The organism is Pseudomonas sivasensis, assembly GCF_013778505.1.
Lineage (GTDB): Bacteria > Pseudomonadota > Gammaproteobacteria > Pseudomonadales > Pseudomonadaceae > Aquipseudomonas > Aquipseudomonas sivasensis.
On record NZ_JAAOWU010000036.1, the window covers coordinates 1 to 18,028 of the forward strand.

At 51.5% G+C, this 18,028-nt stretch carries 19 protein-coding genes; 13 read left to right on the forward strand and 6 right to left on the reverse strand.

Going from position 1 to position 18,028, the window contains the following annotated elements; translation table 11 throughout:
• Positions 1–169 precede the first annotated feature (169 nt).
• Positions 170–346, reverse strand: coding sequence for a hypothetical protein (locus tag G9Q84_RS28690; RefSeq protein ID WP_181644512.1), 177 nt, complete (start codon positions 344–346; stop codon positions 170–172).
• 845 nt (positions 347–1,191) lie between these two features.
• Here G9Q84_RS28690 and G9Q84_RS28695 point away from each other — a divergent pair.
• The 3 genes from G9Q84_RS28695 (at position 1,192) to G9Q84_RS28710 (ending at position 3,857) form a co-directional block, all read left to right on the forward strand.
• Positions 1,192–1,842, forward strand: a complete 651-nt coding sequence (locus tag G9Q84_RS28695) for an AAA family ATPase (RefSeq protein WP_181644513.1) — start codon at positions 1,192–1,194, stop codon at positions 1,840–1,842.
• Entirely contained in the window at positions 1,833–2,192 is a 360-nt protein-coding gene (locus G9Q84_RS28700; RefSeq protein WP_181644514.1) for a hypothetical protein, read from the forward strand. The genes G9Q84_RS28695 and G9Q84_RS28700 overlap by 10 nt, the downstream gene beginning before the upstream one ends.
• Before the next feature lie 849 nt (positions 2,193–3,041).
• Positions 3,042–3,857, forward strand: coding sequence for a hypothetical protein (locus G9Q84_RS28710; protein ID WP_181644515.1), 816 nt, complete (start codon positions 3,042–3,044; stop codon positions 3,855–3,857).
• Between the two features lie 726 nt (positions 3,858–4,583).
• Here the strand turns inward: G9Q84_RS28710 and G9Q84_RS28715 are convergent.
• Positions 4,584–5,498 (reverse strand): site-specific integrase, encoded by a 915-nt coding sequence (locus tag G9Q84_RS28715; protein WP_181644516.1) that lies wholly within the window; start codon positions 5,496–5,498, stop codon positions 4,584–4,586.
• Positions 5,499–6,776: 1,278 nt separating this feature from the next.
• Here G9Q84_RS28715 and G9Q84_RS28720 point away from each other — a divergent pair.
• The 5 genes from G9Q84_RS28720 (at position 6,777) to G9Q84_RS28740 (ending at position 10,848) form a co-directional block, all read left to right on the forward strand.
• Positions 6,777–6,971 (forward strand): hypothetical protein, encoded by a 195-nt coding sequence (locus tag G9Q84_RS28720; protein WP_047295880.1) that lies wholly within the window; start codon positions 6,777–6,779, stop codon positions 6,969–6,971.
• Between the two features lie 3 nt (positions 6,972–6,974).
• A complete protein-coding gene (locus tag G9Q84_RS28725) occupies positions 6,975–8,861 on the forward strand; it encodes a hypothetical protein (protein ID WP_181644517.1) in 1,887 nt (628 codons plus the stop codon).
• A 92-nt stretch (positions 8,862–8,953) separates the two neighbouring features.
• Entirely contained in the window at positions 8,954–9,325 is a 372-nt protein-coding gene (locus G9Q84_RS28730) for a hypothetical protein (protein WP_181644518.1), read from the forward strand.
• Positions 9,326–10,180: 855 nt separating this feature from the next.
• The gene (locus G9Q84_RS28735; RefSeq protein WP_181644519.1) at positions 10,181–10,450 is read left to right on the forward strand and encodes a hypothetical protein; all 270 of its coding nucleotides are present in this window, start codon (positions 10,181–10,183) and stop codon (positions 10,448–10,450) included.
• A gap of 47 nt (positions 10,451–10,497) precedes the next feature.
• The gene (locus G9Q84_RS28740) at positions 10,498–10,848 is read left to right on the forward strand and encodes a hypothetical protein (protein ID WP_181644520.1); all 351 of its coding nucleotides are present in this window, start codon (positions 10,498–10,500) and stop codon (positions 10,846–10,848) included.
• Positions 10,849–11,494: 646 nt separating this feature from the next.
• Here the strand turns inward: G9Q84_RS28740 and G9Q84_RS28745 are convergent.
• The 3 genes from G9Q84_RS28745 to G9Q84_RS28755 form a co-directional block, all read right to left on the reverse strand.
• Complete coding sequence (locus tag G9Q84_RS28745) at positions 11,495–12,163, reverse strand: hypothetical protein (protein WP_203219276.1); 669 nt, start codon at positions 12,161–12,163, stop codon at positions 11,495–11,497.
• A 360-nt stretch (positions 12,164–12,523) separates the two neighbouring features.
• Positions 12,524–13,477 carry a tyrosine-type recombinase/integrase gene (locus G9Q84_RS28750; protein WP_181644521.1) on the reverse strand — a complete coding sequence of 318 codons (954 nt, stop codon included), beginning with the start codon at positions 13,475–13,477 and terminating at the stop codon, positions 12,524–12,526.
• A gap of 1 nt (position 13,478) precedes the next feature.
• Positions 13,479–14,141, reverse strand: a complete 663-nt coding sequence (locus tag G9Q84_RS28755) for a hypothetical protein (protein WP_181644522.1) — start codon at positions 14,139–14,141, stop codon at positions 13,479–13,481.
• Positions 14,142–14,266: 125 nt separating this feature from the next.
• On the opposite strand from G9Q84_RS28755, the gene G9Q84_RS28760 reads away from it, so the two are divergent.
• The 5 genes from G9Q84_RS28760 to G9Q84_RS28780 all read left to right on the forward strand — a co-directional run bounded on the left by G9Q84_RS28760 (position 14,267) and on the right by G9Q84_RS28780 (position 16,873).
• On the forward strand, positions 14,267–14,680 hold the full coding sequence (locus tag G9Q84_RS28760) for a hypothetical protein (RefSeq protein WP_181644523.1): 414 nt from the start codon (positions 14,267–14,269) through the stop codon (positions 14,678–14,680).
• A 304-nt stretch (positions 14,681–14,984) separates the two neighbouring features.
• Positions 14,985–15,275 carry a type II toxin-antitoxin system Phd/YefM family antitoxin gene (locus tag G9Q84_RS28765; RefSeq protein WP_181644524.1) on the forward strand — a complete coding sequence of 97 codons (291 nt, stop codon included), beginning with the start codon at positions 14,985–14,987 and terminating at the stop codon, positions 15,273–15,275.
• A gap of 2 nt (positions 15,276–15,277) precedes the next feature.
• Positions 15,278–15,565 (forward strand): type II toxin-antitoxin system RelE family toxin, encoded by a 288-nt coding sequence (locus G9Q84_RS28770; protein ID WP_127882206.1) that lies wholly within the window; start codon positions 15,278–15,280, stop codon positions 15,563–15,565.
• Positions 15,566–15,706: 141 nt separating this feature from the next.
• Positions 15,707–16,252, forward strand: a complete 546-nt coding sequence (locus G9Q84_RS28775) for a PBECR2 nuclease fold domain-containing protein (RefSeq protein WP_181644525.1) — start codon at positions 15,707–15,709, stop codon at positions 16,250–16,252.
• A gap of 402 nt (positions 16,253–16,654) precedes the next feature.
• The gene (locus G9Q84_RS28780; RefSeq protein ID WP_181644526.1) at positions 16,655–16,873 is read left to right on the forward strand and encodes a hypothetical protein; all 219 of its coding nucleotides are present in this window, start codon (positions 16,655–16,657) and stop codon (positions 16,871–16,873) included.
• 214 nt (positions 16,874–17,087) lie between these two features.
• On the opposite strand, the gene G9Q84_RS28785 is transcribed toward G9Q84_RS28780, so the two are convergent.
• Positions 17,088–17,315: a hypothetical protein gene (locus G9Q84_RS28785; protein WP_181644527.1), complete on the reverse strand. Its 228-nt coding sequence runs from the start codon at positions 17,313–17,315 to the stop codon at positions 17,088–17,090.
• Positions 17,316–18,028 lie beyond the last annotated feature (713 nt).

The following is an 18,028-nucleotide window of genomic DNA, read 5'->3' on the forward strand; positions in this document are numbered from 1 at the left end:
ATAAGTTGGTTATACCTAGATAGGCCGCCTGCACTTGATAAGTTTTGGTTTATCCGACAGGACGTCAGATATTATAATATTTTGCCGCGCTGAAACTTGGTAGTTTCACTTTTTTAAGGCAAAAAAAAGGACCGTCATGGTCACTTTCTTTATGCTTACTGTGTCAATGTTAACGCTGTTTAGGTATCACTTCCGGCTGACAAATCAGCCTTTCTACCGGCCTTGCAGGCCCGTATTCCGTGCCTTTTCGACCATAGTTCGTGGGTACATCACCACCTTGCAACAACATCAAAATAACAACTGCTACCGTTCTTATTGTTTTATAAAGCTCTTTCTGTTTTTTCATATAAATCCTCATATAGTTATTGGGTTGGCGCCTGAAAAATCGTCATAAATTAGATTTATAACGTGCAGCATTTGCAGGGCTTACTAATAAGTTATCACTTAATAAGGATGCGTCAATAGCGACAGAGAAAAATTTTTCATAAATATTATAGTATTAGTAAAAAATAATAAATATAACAAACTTTAATAAGTTGCCAACTTTCTAAGTTGCCTTATAGTTGTCGCTGTCTTAGGCGTCGAAGTCCAGCCAATGGCGCTGGTTGGAATCACACTCGCCGCATATATCGGAGATGCTGGACCAACCTCTATTTCACTCCACAGCAGTTGCCGACCTGGATAGTCCGCCATACAGTGTGGGCATAGCGGCATCTGGCGCGGCCACAAATCCTGTGGCCATTGGTATGGCCTCAACCTGACAGGTCGAATGCTTAGCGTACGATTTTGTCCGTTTTCTCTATCGACCCCTTTATGGCTGTGGTCCAGCTCTCCCCAGGGCGAGTAATAGTCCGCACCCCGGCTCCGTCACAGAGTCAAAGACCGTCCACGTCGTTACATATTTCCACTCCGGGTATGCCGGCAATAAACCATTCCAGTAGGCATGTTGTGATTTAGCCATGCCTGCGTCAGCCTCGGCATTTAACGCGCGGTATCGATTGAATTCAAATACCTCCGTAATGGCTGGTCTCAAGCTCATCTCCCTAGCTGAAACCCTTCATTAGATGTCTTGGCAGGTGTTTGAGGGTTTCACAATTGTGGGCACTCGATGTTCTGTAAGTGAAATATGTTGCGTAACGGAAATAACTTATGTAAGTTATTTCCGTTATCTATTTCGAGGAGCGAAGCAGCATGATTTTGCTATTGGGCGGGGAGAAAGGGGGTAGTGGTAAGTCCTGTTTGGCCCAAAATTTGGCTGTCTGGATTAAAACCCGGGGTGGTGATGTCTTACTGCTTGATGCAGACCCTCAAGGCACGACTGCTGATTGGGCTGCTGAGCGGAATGACCAGGGAGACTTACCGCCGATACCGGTTGTGCAAGCCCATGGAAATATTCGTCAAACCCTCCTAGATCTACGCGGTAGATACAGACAAATAGTAGTAGATGCCGGCGGAGCAGACTCAGAAGCGTTGCGCTCGGCAATGACTGTAGCTACTCATATGCTGATTCCATTCCGACCGAAGCGGAGAGACCTTAAGACGCTTCCTAAAGTTGAAAACCTGGCGCGGCTCGCCATCGCAGTTAATCCCGATCTGACGATACGAGCCGTTATCACTCAGTGCCCAGCGTTGCCAAGCCAAGTCCAGAGAATTCTGGATGCAAAAGACGCTTGCCAGTCCTTCGATATCATCCCACTAAACGCAATCACCACGGCACGTAACGTTTACGATGACGCTGATGAAGATGGCTGTTCTGTATTGGAAAGCGGATCTGACCCCCGAGCCAAAGAAGAAATTGAATCTCTAGCGACTGAGCTATGGGGGAGCACTAAATGGGCCTAAATAATCTGTCTCGCCCATCCCGAGTGGCTGAAAAAAATCCTGATATGAGCATTGAGGCCGCTGCGCAGGCATTCATAGCTGATGCACCTGTGGGCGCCAATTCAGAACCAAAGCGTCGACGCAAAAAGACTTCTTCAACGTTTGTCCGAACGACCTTCTCCCTCTCTAAAGAGGTGAACCGCCAAATCGACAAGATTTCGCTTACCCCGAGGAATTTTCGAGCTACTCGCTCAGATGTGATCCGAGCTGGAATCGCGGCATTGCAGAACCTCGACAGGGCTGAGCTGCTAGAGCTGCTTGAGCGTGCTAGCAAGGCAGAACCTATCGACGATGTTACGCAAGACGAATAACGTATTTAACGTAAATCAGTTAATTAATATACGTAAGTTATTTCTGTTACGTAAGTTAAATATGCTATTTTTCGTTTGTGAAGAGCTTCACAGAGTCCCGTATTCAGAGGCCTGCAGCGATAGTAAGGATTGCTCCACGATTCAAAAAAGGTCGAGAAAACTCGACCTTTTTTATTGCTTGCCAAAATCTCGGGTGCTACTGTTCCGGAAAATATCAGGCTTGAAAATGAGCAATTGATGAATCTTGACGTTCAACGGTTAAACCAATAATCTTGGCTTTCGTTTAACCGTATAACCTGGATGACCATGACCTCGAGCGCGCCATCTTCCATCATGGCCACGAAAGTGGACGAGTCGATAAAGCGACGTTTCGACGCGGCTATGAGAGCTCGTGGCACAACCACGTCTGCGGTGTTGCGTGAAGCGATCTATAGGTATCTAAACGAGCTGGACGCAGGTGAAGAACACCCGCAATGCAGGCTGGATTTAGACAGCCCGGTAGGTCGAGGGAAATGAATATGAGGACGCTGGTGACGTAAACCAGATTACAGAAACCAGAAAGCCCGGCTGGTAACCGGGCTTTCTGGACAAACGAGAACAGGTTGCTCTTTCGACGGGGCTGAAACCTGTTCACTGACAAGGTGAGCTGATTATGGCTAGCACTGCGGCTTCTTGCAAGTTGCAAAATGCTATCCGTAGAACGCTTGCCGCCGAACGGCGGGGCAAATGGATTCAGGCTCAGTAGCATCCACAGGAAAGCGTCAAAGGCCATATGTGCCCCGTGTAAACGACGGTGGCAACTATTGCGGGCATTCGCCAGAATTCCCCAGGCTGGAGCTGGTCAAGCCCGTGACCGCTTCCGATAAGAAGTTGCCCGGTATCCTAGTAGAGCTGATCGAGCGCGCTCGACGCTACTACAGCACACCTAACGCGCTGCCTTCACTGCGCAACGCCAATCGCAGTGCCAAGGGCCGACAGCAGCGCAGCGAGCGCCGCGAGGCGTGTTTGGTGTTACTTGCTGCAATCATCGCGAATACCGACCTAGTTTCATTACGCTGCGGTATCCCGACAAGGCAGGGCTTTATGTCCCTTACGCTGGATTATCTTGTTGAATTCACTGGCCTAAACTTCCGTCGCGCAGAGCGCGCTATGGCAGATTTGCAACGTGCAAACCTGCTGACGGTTAGTCAGCCGCGACAGATGAAAGAGGACGGATCCTGGCGCGGCCTAGCAGCGGTAAAGGCGGTTAACCGCCTGCTTTTCACTGCTTTCGGTCTAGGTCGCCGGTTGCAGCATGAGCGGGAGCGCGCAATAAAGCGTCTTGCCAAGAAGATCAAGAAAGTAGGTGGAACCATGACCTCCTGGGCGCGTAACGCGCTGGTCATAGGCGGAATTCTAAACCCCAAAGCTAGCAGCCCCAAGGACAACAGTGAGGGACCGTCTAAAGCGGCTCCTGATGATTCACCAGCGGCCAGCCTGACCGCGAGGGCAGGGCTCAGGGATACGCGACCGGAGCAGCCGCCGGCCTACGATGAGGCCTACCAGCGGGCCAGGATGGAGCTGCTGGTCTCCCTCAAGATGGCCAACCCCGAGAAGACAGCAGCAGAAGTAAACGCAGAAGCTGACCGAATCATTCAAGCCAAGGCCAGCAGACTCCTAGCCTGACGGCTCTGGGGGTACCCACACGCCTCGATTACGGCAAGCACGGCCATTCCGTAGCGATTTGTCTTAATCCCGCCCTTCAAGTTCTCCGCAATGCCCGTCCAGGGCACCCGATCACCCCGAAAGCGGACTTATGCACAGGCGAGCCTACACACCTCACTAGAAATAAAACTTTAAGTGTCGGTAGGAGGTTTTTTAAGTGTCGGTCATTAACCAGAAGGTAAAAAAGAATCAGAAGGGTGGTGTTGCTGCGCAACCCCAATATGACGCCCGAGCAAGTCGCACCTACGGTGCGGCTCGGTGTACGGGGCTACTCGCCCCGAGCCCCAGGCAAGGGCTTACAGCCCCTGCACCCGTTGAACCGGTGACAAACAGACCTTATCACAGCCCGTCTAAGCGTCCCAGGGCGATAAAACTGCCCTGGGAGAGCCTGCGGCTCCCCTACGGGCGCAAGACCCGGATAAATCGCCCTCCGGGCTCAACCGGGCGCGTGTGCGCGCTGGCTGCCCTCCCTCCTGCGGCGTCAAACAGTTCGCTAAGTGCCTTCAGTGAAGGCATGCGTTTTGAGATCCTGCCCTGGCAGTGGATCCCAGCGTCTGGGCTATTGAGTAGGATTGCGATCAATCCAGGCCATCGCAGATGGAAGGCATATAACCGTTTGAGGCGCTCTAGGTTGAATATTGACGAGTATGCAGCTCTGTCATCAAGTTGGCTGAATACAAAGGCAATTCACCTTAGGTAAGTATCTGTGATCTCAGGTCGGAAATGGCCCACTTCTTGTGAAACGACTTGCTTTGCACGATCGTTGTCACCGAGCAAAATCTGCAGCTCTCTATGCCTTTCTTGTGCGTAGGTATGACGCAGTCCGTGGCCACCATTGCTGAACTCTAGCGCTACTTTGCTAGCGTGGGTGAAAGATTGAGACCAAGCCTGACCTCCGCCGATATCATAGTACGATTTGTAATGAATCCTACGATCAATCCGGGTAACAGCTTCATCCCGCCTATATGCCTCAAGCCGTTTAGCAAGTTCAGGCGGAAGAGATATTTCTCGAACGAGTCCTCCCTTGCCAACCACGGTATAGCGAATACCAGAGCGAAACTTAGCGGGATCTGCTGGGCGCTGGCTCATAGGCTGCTCGACAGCGGGTCGTAGCGTCAGTAGTTCGTGAGCTCTTAAGCCCGATGCAGCGACTAGCTCAGTACTCAATGCATTACGCGGCGTTTGGTGCTCTGCAATAAGCCGCCATTGCTCGTCGGTATAGTTGCGACTCTTGAGTACTTGCTGCTTGTCAGCTTGTATGACAGAAATTCGGCCTTTGGAATTGAATCGTCCTGTAGCTCTAAGTACAGCCTGCAGTGCCTGGCGATCACGGTCTAGAGTTTTTTGTCCGACAAGTTTTGCACGTTCGCTAAGGTATTGCTTGGCGGCTTTGGGAGAAAGTTCATAGAGTGAGCCGCGTCCTGTATCTTTTAACCATTGAGCAGCAAGTTTCAAGCTAGCTTCATAGCTGTGGGATGTTCCCAACCCTGATATCTGATTGGCGTTGTACATGGCTTTGCTCAACGCTTTTGCTTGAGACGTCGGTTTTGCAAAAATTCGCTGTGCTTTATTTTTTGCTGATTTCATTTTTTTTTCGTTCATTGATTAGCCTAATTGCTCTATGAATTGAGCTAAGCGATGTAGCGATTCCTAAACCTGTTAGGTGTTCATGTATCTCACGGGCCGTGTAATTGTATTTTTCACGATAGTGTTCGATCAGACCTAATGATCGACTTAAATGACGCTTGTAATTCCTGCTTTGCCGTCGTGCTGTGGCCTTCGACCTGTAATAGTTATATTCATCATCAGAATCAATTCGATTAAAGCCAGAAACGGCTCTCATGCTTCTATTTATACAACGAGCGATCGCGCTTATACAGACGGAGAGTTTGTGGACTTCACTTAGCCACAGCTTGATCATTTCTAGGGTATAACGCTGGCGATAACGGTAGAAAATTGCATCGCGAAAAGGAGATAGCTTGTCGTTCATAGCTGGGACTTATGTTGTAAGTTACAGCAACCACTAAAGCATGTTGGAGGTTGAGCTGCACCTCAAAAAGGGCGCTCGAAACTTCCTGCTTGGTGATTCCGACATTCAATGAATGCCTAGCCCCGTGTTTCAGTCGGACTTATCAGTTGACAAACGATAATTTATCGTTGCAACGATGCGCTCGAGAGCACTCTCACTGTTTGCTTCTCACTGCCAAACTCGACTGAGTTTCGAAGTCAGTAGACCTCGCCTGGGTTACGCGCCCTGGTTACAACTCAGTTTAATGTCAGGAGTTAGACAGTGGTTTGTTTCTAATTGAAAGGCGAAGCAGTCCTTCAATCAGGCCTTTGCAATAACCGCAACAGATGGCCGGCCTGTGTTGGTTTCGACCAAAGAACTATTTGGTCGTCTACGCGGTGATGGGCAGCATTAGCTGCTCATTGCCGGCGCCTCCCATAGGCTATGGTTTACAGAAATAGCTGTAGTCCAAGACCTCTTACCTACATGAAATAGCACGTCAGTAAGTGGGGTGAGTTCATGGTGAACTCGGGTGCATGGCCATCTTGAAAGGTCTGGATTGGAGCTGTCAACGCAGAACTTTGAGTGTCACATCGATTTCGCTTTTGACCGCGTGACGCGGCTCTGTCTGAGGTGTTGAGCGTAGCGAATCACCCTGACAGAGCCGCGTGCTTCGCACGCAGCAGCGCGTAGAGCGCTGCACGTTCAGCCTAAGCTGAACGAACTGAGATTTTGATGACACCGTATTTCACGAACCATTCTTATTAATCGCTGACTAGCAGCGGGACTGAATTCGGATGGCCTGTTTTGACTTTGAGGTTTTCGAATTTTACTTCAGAGTGAAACTCCTTAAGGACAGGTGAGGAGTTATCGTGAAGGTGCTTAATACTGAGATGAGTCCATCCAGGCTGGCGACGTTAGTAATTTTGGTGGTGGGATTCACGGTGCTGGAAAATTATGTGTATACAGCCGCTGGCCTCATATGGGCAGCACTTGTTTTCGTGATTGGAACCGTAGCGATTTTTATTACCGTACCTAAAAAGATTTTCTCAAGTATCGAGGCTTGACGCATGGGCGAGTTTGGTAATTTTGGGTGGTTATTTCAAAGCGGTCTTGACGCAATGATTTCATCGTTAATTTCGATGGGAACAAAGAATGCTGAGCTTGCTGAAATAGTTCGCCAGCTTGCCAGAGCCGTACCTTACATTTCATTGTCCTGGATTATCTGGAATCTGGTGCGAGGCAGGCCCACCAGTATGCCTTTCGGGGTTTTTATCACATCGCTGTTCGTATTTATCGCTTTGCAGCCTGAAACCGTGACCTTCCCTGGTCGTGCCAGCATGGAAATGACAAAAGGACAATCATTTACACTTAAAGTAGTTCTCCCTACATATGAAAAGCTCGTACAGGTGTATCGAACTAAAGATAACGACCAATCAGCACTAATGATTGCCGATCTCACCGAGCGGGAAATTACCCCTTTCATGGGAAGTGATTTGGCTAAGCTCATGAAGGATTACAAAGTATATTGCGAGCCAAGTCCTAACGATGACAGTAGCGTTCCAGAAACTACTTGGCAGGCTATAGGGCTTCGAGGTGGTGGTGCGCTCGGAGTACCGGATTCTCAAGTTTCTATACTTAGTAGTGCCACTGCCGATAAGGTGTCAGGTCTGACTTTTTCGTGGTTTCCACAAATTCGACAAGCTCTAACTTTAATTGATACTTATAAGGCAAGCGAACGGAGGTCCGCAGGAAAAGCTGCGCTAGAAAAGTTAAGTAGTGATAAGTGGCCAACTGGAAAAAGATACTTGCTACCTAATGAGTCAGGATGGAAGTCTAGACTATCAGGCGGCGTTGACGAGCCGGCAGGCTACCTGAACCCGTGGGAAATTGCCGATGGTTCGCTTTCTGATCCGGCGTTGTTAGCAGAACCATCAGGTGTAAATAACAGATATTTAGTTCCGGAAAACTGCTATGAGGCTTATCAGGCTGCGCAAGCAGGTGCTGAAGAGGGATATAGGGCAGTGGGAGACCGTATTCGACCTTCTAATTTAGCACCTGATACAGAGCCATCTGTTGTCGCAGGGGTTAGAGCTTGGTCAGATGTTGTCAATAAAAGCCTAGGATCTCTTTATTCCGGTTCTGATGGCTCGTCTTTTAGTTCAAAGGTTCGCGAAAATGCATCTGAGGCGATTGGAGCACTCAATGAAGCAAACGGTGCACTTGCAACTTTAGATCTAGCGGCAAAGCTACCATGGTTTGTCTATTTAACAGCAATGGGACAAGCCGCTCTTATTCATATATTCCCGCTGGTAGCGCTTTTGGCATGCGTCTTTGGTATTGAGATATTGCTCTATTGGATACGGCTGCTTGTATTTACATATCTATCATTGTTTTTTGCTGAAGGTATTCTTTATTTAGTTGCTAGCCAATTAGCCAGCATTAGTTTTATACAAGCTGCAACTGCTATTAATAGCTCTGGTACGCCAATGGAGATTAATGGCATGCGCGGAGTTTTAGCCGGTGGCGCCGGATTCGTTATTCTGGTCGCAACATGGGCTGCTGCAGCGCTTTTGAGAGTTCAATCGCTACCAAAAACAGACAGTGCTGCCAGCTTCACCCAATTAGGAAGTATCGCTGCATCTGTCGCGGGCTCAGTAGTCGGCGGACTCTCTAAGATGTCGGCAATCAAGAGCGCCGGTCTAAAGCAAGAGCTACTCCGCGCAAAGATCCAACAAGCACAAAAAAACTTGGGCTCGCCTGGGTCGTCACCAGGTGGCTCCCCTAGCAGGGCTGATACTCCGCCGCCTTCACGGCAAAGCCGCGAGTCTGCCGGTCAACGTCTTTCTCGACCAAGCTCTGCCGATAGATCAGAAGGTCAGCAGAAAAATCGGACCACTCGTGGCGAGCGTGCCGAAAAGCGTCGGTCGCCGCTCAACCCTTCGGACAATCAGTAGTGCGAAGCACACGCAGCGTCGTTGTGGACGTGGTTCTGGCACGCGAGTCCTCATGCTTCGATGCAGACTCGCCCCTGCTTGAGTGCACCCAAATGAGCCTTACATTCGATTATTGCCTAACGGCCACGTACTGCGAAAACTGGGACAACCCGGTCGACCTCAGGTACCTGTTTGATGGCCTCGCCCCTTGGCCGGGATTGGTATGGGTCATGCGTGGGGATCAGTATTTTCTGTCGCCCCAACTGAGCGGAATAGGCGCTTATGAGTGGGATGAAACGACCCCCATCGAGATTCGGCTTTTTGAGACGCCATCACTGGACGCTTTGACCTGGTATCTGGTGACTGCGGAGCTAAATCGACGAAACGGCTTTGATGACCGAATGGCGGAAATCCATGAGGTACAGCTGCAACACTTGATCAATGAGCTGCCAGTTGCGACGGTGCCTTACGTAGGGAGAGCTTGAAAAATGGCCTATCACAGGGTTGTCGTTGCGTGGGTGATCTCCGCGATCGCGTTACTTCCGATGACTGTTGCGTTGCTCCCTCAGGCGTCCTATAGCACTGCCCACAAAGCTTATCTGGCACTTCTGATCATCGCGACCATATCAGCAATATACGCAACGCACCGTACCCATCAGTGCACGCTTAGAAAGCGTTTCTGCTGGGTGTTGTGGGGGATCGTGGTCGCATTTCTCTGGACTTGGTATTGATGAAAAAGGAGCACCCTTTGAAGCAACGGTGGAAGGTACTTTGTGTGGCCGCTTGTTGTGGCTTGGGGTTGACCCCTTGGGAAAAAATCCCAGAACTGATTTCGTCAGAGGTGAGTGGGTACTACATCAGCGACGGCGGATTGAGTACTGGTTATAAAGTGCTCAAGATCGACAGATCAGGGGACGGGAAAATGTACTCGTACGATGCGATGCACCACGGGATCCTGAACGCCTACCCCTTCAAGTATTCATCCACTTTTCTGACTATCACTCTCGACTTTGCGGGTGGGGGCCAGGCAGTCCTTTCTCAAGGATGGTTGGGACTGGAAGGTCGCCTCCATTGCTCGAGAGGGAGCTGTGGGGGGTTAGGAACTGTCAGCCGCGTAGGTGAAAGAGAGACGGATCTTCCGGTAGCATTTCAGCGCGCGCTATCAATAATTGAAAATTGACAAATCAATAATTGATTATTGATAATTTGTACCACACTGATATCATCATGACCGCAGCGCTTCAGGGTAGTAGAAGGGTAAAATCCAATAAACTCTGCTGCTGGTGATGGGGGGGAAGACCTACGGGCTGCCCCCCTGCTCCATTTCTGATGCGTGGTCTATGTCCTTAATTTTCGAAGCAGATCTACGGCGATACCTTGCTGCCGGCCTAGCGCATGACATCTCGGTCTTGCACACCCGCGACGGATGGTCGCTGCGTATTCAATTGGGGGCTGAGTGTGTGTCACTGCGCCGCCAGCGCGGCGGCGAGCGGACTTTTAAGAGTCTCGACAAGCTGGCGGTCTTTCTGACAGAGCTGGGGCTCGAGCAATTAATTGTCCAGCTGAGGAATCCAAGCGATCAGCATTTAAAGGCTTCTGTCACGCAGTGAGACCGTAGAGGATGACCGCTAAGGTCAATTTTTCAGGAGATAGTTAGATGTGGAAAAAACTTGGTTGCCTCATCGGGCTGTGTGTCGGCCTGAGTGGTTGTGGCAATCCGTTTGAGGGTAGCTATCGAGCCATGCAAGGCGTAATAGGACCACTGGTAGCCATCGATATTAAGGGCAGTAAGGCCACAGTCGTGAAGGTCGATCCTTTTCAGAAAAAGGTTCTGAGTGAACAAACCTGGGAGGCAAAAAGCAAAGGCGAAAAACTGCTTTTGACTGATCTTAAAGGCAAGACATTTGCTTTCAATCGATCAGTTGATGAGAAAGGGCTGGATTGCCTGAATTGTGGCTTCGGCACAGGCATGCCTGAGTCTTGGCAGCAATTCGATCCAAACAAGTAAATTCAAACTCAAGGAGGGGGAATGACGAAACGTTTCGCTTGGCCGCTCCTATGGAAAAGCCAGGTATTCCTTCATCGGGCCGACGCGATCACGTTTTCGTATCTTAAAAAAGCGCGCAACGTAGTGGGGCTCTGATTGCCTGCCGCTGCTTTTCGCTTAGATAGGGGGGTGCTAGACTTCTTGCCGATGTCTAGCATCCCTAGCGTTGCACCACCACAGCCCTGACCAGTCAAGACTCGACCCTCAGCTGGTCCAGGGCTTTGTTTTTGAGGGCATCGAGGTGGGTGGATTGGCACTCGATGCCCGTAGCTCTTCTCCTCAGTAACTGCATTTTCGGCCTCCTCTAGGTCGTATCGGTTGTCAGTTAAACGTTGCACCACCACAGCCCTGACCAGTCAAGACTCGACCCTCAGCTGGTCCAGGGCTTTGTTTTTGAGGGCATCGAGGTGGGTGGATTGGCACTCGATGCCCGTGGCTCTTCTCCTCAGTAACTGCATTTTCGGCCTCCTCTAGGTCGTATCGGTTGTCAGCTAAACGTTGCACCACCACAGCCCTGACCAGTCAAGACTCGACCCTCAGCTGGTCCAGGGCTTTATTTTTGAGGGCATCGAGGTGGGCGGATTGGCACTCGATGCCCGTAGCTCTCTTAAGCATTTGCCTTAGCCTTCGCTGTCCGTTTGGGCTTGCTGGATGGAGCCGGTGCCGGCGGAGGTGGCGATGCTTTTTTGCTACCTTTTGCGGCCTTGGTTGCGACTGCCTTCTCTGCTTTTTGGAGTTCTGCCCAATGGGCCTGGAATGCCTCGATATCGCCATAGGCACCGATCTCCGGGAGTCGCTCGATGAAGCGGCTATACAGGCCATCCTGAACCTTGCTGTGCTTACGCATCGACTCTACCGCAGCGTTAGGATTGGTGAGCATCACATAGTGAAATTCGCCGGATGCACCGGGCTTGGTCATGATGAAGTTCAGCTCCCGGAGCTTCTTCATCCGACGACGCCAGGTGTCCACGGCACGCTCCCCGAGAAACCCCGCTTCGGCAGCAAACGTGCTGGGATTCTCGATCGTTATGACCGGATGATCGGGCATACGCGCCCATAGACAAAACAGCACGTGCCCAGCAGGTTGTCCCTTCGAATCAGCGTCAATAATCTGCATGGCAATGGGCAGGGTCCGTGGGATCGTGCTGAAGCCGTCGTGGGTTTTGCGCGTCCATTTCAACGCCTCGGAAATCTCAGGGAAGTGGACTAGCATCAGTTGCTGAGCACGTTCCGCCATCGTTAAGCGGCGTTTTGCTGACTGTTTTGCGTTGGCCATTGTGTAGCCCTTATTCGTTTTCTGTTGGGTCCAGTTTCCCGGCATTCGTTGACGATGGCAAACCGTCATTACACGCGTATATCGCGCATTACTATGCACGTGAATTGACGATACAGATGGCTCAATTGCATGAAATAGCCTAATTTATGTATTCGTATTGCGTGATATGGCGCAAATAAAACTGAAAAAATTCATTAATTTCATGATCTTATAGTGAGCCTGCGGTGCTCGGTGTGCTGAATGTACTCAGCGTGCTGTATGTGCTCGGTGTGCTGATGGGTGTAGGGTGTGGGAAGAGGGGCCTGAGATTCGCTAACCCCCCCCCTGAAATTTTCAGAAAAGTCTGTGTTGGGGCTGATCTCAATAGCTGACTTTGAAGGTTGGCGAATCCTCAGGCCTCAGCTGTCGGCGATCATAGATCCGGGTTGTGCTGATATTGGCGTGACCCAACCAAGCCTGGACCTTGGCGATATCGGCTTCGTGCTCTAACGCATTGGTCGCAGCAGTGGCACGCAGGCCATGCACGCCAAGCCCGGTCACCTCGATGCCCGCGGCCTTGGCGTAGCTCCCCACAATCGCATAGATGCCATTGGCGGATATACCGGCGCCGGTCTGACGGCCGCGCAGCGGCATGAAGAGCGGTGCCAGAGCTTCATCTTGGTGGTGGCCGGAACGCTCTAGGTACGCGTAGATACGCTCGGCTGCGGTCGGGTGTAGCGGCACATAGCGCAGCTTGCCGCCCTTGCCGTGGATCTGCAGATGCTTGATACCCCTGCGCTCTTGGATATCGCTGACTCTCAACTGTGCGGCTTCCTCGCGGCGTAGGCCGTGATACAGCAGCACGGCCAGTAGTCCTCGATCGCGGAGCCCCTTCAATGTGTTTATATCCGGAGCATCCAGCAACGCCTTGGCCTGGTGGTCACCCAGTGCCGGCGTCTTGCCCTCGTTGGTCTCAACCCGGGGCCGTTTAACGCCGTGCACGGGATTTCCGCCGGCGACGGCGTTGTTTTCGAGCAGGTGATCGAACAGGCTGGCCAACGCCGCCAGTTTGCGGCGGATGGTGGCGCCTGCCAGTCCGCGCTGTTCGAGCTGTGCGCGCCAAGCCAAAACGTGTGCGCGGGTGACGGCCCGGAACTCATCCGCTGTAGTCAGTCCGACAAACCCGCAGAAGTCCTCCAGGTCGCCCTGGTACGCGCGGCGCGTGCGTGGGTTATCGATGTTGGCGAACCACTCGACCGCGGCCGGCACGGCGGCGAGTTGCTGGAACTCGACGGCTGTCAGTCGGCGTTCGCTGGAAAGGATCAGATCTGACACCTCAAACTCCCTTTAGATGTTTTTTATGGATCTGGTGGCAACGATCAATGACTTTCTTTACGCGAGGATGAGGCGAGTAGTCGTTACGGAAACCTGGTGGTATGAGGAGCCTTCTATCGCGGTAAGGAACAATGCCCACAAAGGCACTTGGCAGCGCGTCCAGTTCGAGTGATAGCAGCACCAGGGTCTTGAAGGCGTTGGGCACCTGGTCTTTTTCGAATCTGGCCCATTCGATCCTCATGTCATCCATGGCCTTTCCTGTTTGGTCACCCGGTTTGGACTTTTGGTGCACTAAGGAATTGCGAGCTTTGACTAGGCTCCTGAGGCAATTAAGTGCTGGTCCGTTTTTGGCAAGTGACTGCCAGCCAGGTCGGTCGGTCGCTGCAATCCACTTCGCCTCGATGCTCAACCTGTCCAGTTCCGTTGCAACCTGCTCATCCTGCGTCGTGACTATGAATTCAAATGCAGCCGCCTCGATGGCCATGACGGAAAACACAACGGTCTTGATGGCGTTGGCTCGTCTTCTCTCATACTGGTCCAGCTGACACGGTGCGTCTTCATCCAGAAAGTCCCCGAACGCTTGCTCGGCGATGTTGGCGTAGGTATGCACCAAGGAGCCAACCCGTACGGGATAGACCCACCTATGTTCTTCCGATGTACCCATCCGCAGCTCCCAGCCTAAATTGGTGATAACGTATTTTATCACCATATTTAAATAACTTGACCTCGCCGCAATTAATAAATCTAATATTGAAGCAATCAAATTTATTAGGTGGGGTGGGTAGCCTTATGGGTATTGAAAACGACGACTTTCGGCCGGCACACGTCTATCAGAGCGAGAGTCGAGCGATAACACGCAGCGAATCAGCAATGACACAACGTACGATGGACGACATGGCCACATCGCTAGTGGCCATGCAACGGCACCTTTTGAACCTGCCCGTCTCTGAAACGACAGTGAACGAAGTTGCACAACAGCTGATGGCTGCATCTCAGTTACGCCAAGCGCTGAACTCGTGTGCCCCAGTTCTTCAGGCGGCTTTGCCCCAAGCCGGCACTGCGCGTTTGACCGATGCTGATAGGCAGGAGATTCGAGGGTTTTACGCAACAGGGAGATACACCCAGGAGCAATTGGCAAGGCAGTATCAGGTCAGTCAAGCAACTGTCAGTAATACGGTTTCTCCCGATGAGCCTGATGCTTGAGATTGTGCTGAATCGTGTGGTCTCGGTACTGCCTCAGCGGGTCAGATCTAATGGAGATTGGCTGATCGTCCATATCTGGCCCTCAATTTTTACGACGAACGGTAGGGAGCTTTAGGCCAGGAAAAGCCGGCCTGGGGGGTCAGTACATAGCCAGTGTTATTAGCATCCGCACGTCCGTGCGGATGCTAATAACACTGGCTATGTACTGGATTTACCTTAAACTACACATCATCGTATGTAAAGTAATGCGTACTAAAAAACATAGATTTAGCGTGCTGATGTACAATAGACGGGAGATTCAATCATGGCAGCGTTACTAGATCGGGCAGATCAGGCCGTATCAGTTACCGCGATGGTGAGAGGTTTCAGCGCACGACTGAAAGAAGTTTCCAGCCGTGCCACAGACAGATTGGTAATTTTTAAAGACAACGAGCCAGCTGCAGTCATCGTAAATGTTGATGCGTACCAGGAGATGCTCGATGAGCTCGATGATCTTCGCATTGACGCGATTGCTCGCGACCGAATGAGTAATTTTGATAAGAGCAAAGCTATCTCCCTTAGCGCCATGATGGAGAGATATGCCGCTGAGGAGTGAGCATGGCGTGGACGGTTGAATTTCACCCCGAGGTCGTAGATGACCTTGATGATTTAGGCTATTCCGCGGCCTCAAAAATACTGAGAGCCATCAAAGATAAAATCGAGAATGGTGAACCTGACAAGCTAGGCATCCCTTTGCGGGGAGCGCTCGCGGGCTACAGGCGGATAAGGGTAGGAGATACCCGAATCGTCTACAGGGTAGATCAGGGGGCTGTAGAGGTTCTCATTGTCGCTGTAGGTGCTAGGCGCGATAAAGAGGTCTACCACGCCGCTGAGAATCGAGTTTAGTCAACATACCGGTGTGTAAACGACACCGGTTTACCCCGCCACGTTCACTGCCCAGTCGAACGACATCAATTGAGCACTCATCAAATAAGGCCATCAAAACGATGATATTCTTGGCCTTTGTCACTTATTGAAAGTCGATCTATGACCACAGAAGTCGTCCAGGTCAGGGAAGCAGCAGGACAGACCATGTGGTTCGACCTGGATTTGCCGGATCTGCGTTATTTGGCCCGCGAGCTGCGCTCGCCGGCAGTCGATGAATTGCAGCGAGCTGAAGATGCGGAAGGGGCTTTGGCGATCCTGCTTGAACATTTCGGCCTGGTCGATCCGGTGTTAGCGGCGGTGACCGTCACAACGCCTATCGGGGCTGTTCTGGTGCCGCGCTCCAGCCTCCCGCATATCGTCGAAAAACGCCCGGATTCGCGTGAGCGGTACGTGCGCCATGCCGTAGATACCCTGACAGGGCCGCTGGAAGTGTGGAAAGTGGCCTACACCAACGGTGGCCATCGCCTGGCGTTTATCAACGCGTATGAGGCGAAGAACGACATGCTGGTGATCGTCGACATCCAGGGCGATCACATCCTCTGGAATTTCATGCACGGCCCCGCGAAAACGATGAACCGTCATCGCCAAGGTGAGTTGCTCTACCGTCGTTATGAAATTGAGGACAAAGAAAAAGGGCAGCTATAAGGCTGCCCTTTTTCATGGGGATTCGAATCCTGATATCAGTCTCCTCAGGAAAGGGGAGAAGAGGTCTCACCACCACCGATTTTGCAGAATCGCCGGGGTACCTACGTCAGTCATTGCCCTGCAAGGCCACTGATTTCGCGCTCTGTAAGTATTTTTGACGATTCATAGTCACTATGTCAACCACTTAAAGTGTAAGAACCTCGCTAGTTAGCGGGGTTTCCTCACGTCTGCGCCCCTATATTTCCTGGGTTTTGCGCAAAGTTGTCCCCTTACAGGTACACCGTGTGTGTATGCCCTCAGGGTGCCTACGTTCCGCGTGAAAATCATGCAAACCCCTTGTGTAGAGGCCAGTGTCGTGACGTTATAAATACGGTTGCCCTCGAACAGGAGGTAGGGCAATCAATGAATAAAAAACAACTGATACAGGCGGCTATCGACCTGACCGTGGCAGTACTGGCGGGTTACATTGTGATGCTGGCACCCGTGAGCCGGACGGCTCCGCAGCCTCCGGCCAGGGAGCTGATGGGGAAAATGCTGATGGTGCAGATCGAGGCCCTCTCTGATGGCCTGCAGAGGCCCTCAGAGCTCGATGGTCACCGACTGCACCCCAAGGGTGTCTAGTGAGCCCATTTCCGCTCCCGGATCCGCTGGTTCCCCAAAGGCAACATCCGTGTGCCCTTGGCATTGCGGGGGCAATAAGCGTTTCGAGTGTATCCGGGTTCTGCTTTTTGGCAGACGGGGCATACAGGGTCGTCTTTTTGGCACGATAGGCCGCCAGTTATTGCAGGGTTTGCTCAGTCACGGCTAGGGCTCCTTTCTTGTAGGACAAAAATTATTAGCGCGCTGAGCCATGGGCTACAGTCGCCATGGCCGCCACCCATCCCGCCAGATCCGAAGCCGCACGCAGGCGCGCGGCCTCACGCTCGTCCTCACTGCCGGCGACCGTCATATTCGCCGCATGACAGACCTGCCGGTAGCGGTTCAGAGCGTCCAGGGCTTCGCCTTCAAAGGTGATAGTCACCGCGTGGGTCAATATGTACGGGGAATCAGTGGACGCACTCATGATGGTGGCTCCCTTGTGGTTTTATGTGTGCCGATTGCTTCACGTCAGCATGGTGGGCTTGGCTTTTTGTCCGGTATTCGGACGCTCAAAGCGTAGGGCGTTTCGGGCTAGGCGATCGACGGAAAAATAATTCAAAAAAGTCGGGTTTTAACGTCATTTCGGGTGACAACTTTACTAAATACAAGACACAGAAAAGAAACTTTCCATGTCTTTAAAATCAACCCTCGAATACGTCCTTATCATCGTCGGGATTATTGTCACCCTGCACGGCCCAATCACCTTGGACCCTAAACCCCAAACCTTGGTCCCCCTTCCGTTGACGACGTGCCAAATCCTTCAGAAGTGAGGAATAAAAATACCTCACTACCCTAAAGGTGGGATTTCCCACCTTTAGCCCGATCAGTGACCGCGTGACGGGTTACACTTGCGAGCTATCCTTGATCCCCCACGCGGCTTGCTCAAGCAGCTCAATTAGCGTCCGCTGGTGGCTTCGGGATCTTTGAGTAACGCAGCCTAATCGTCATACAACGATGGCCACTGTTTCAGGTCAGAGGCTTGCGTGGATGGAGACATTGGGCAGCCCTCAATAAGTTGGTTATACCTAGATAGGCCGCCTGCACTTGATAAGTTTTGGTTTATCCGACAGGACGTCAGATATTATAATATTTTGCCGCGCTGAAACTTGGTAGTTTCACTTTTTTAAGGCAAAAAAA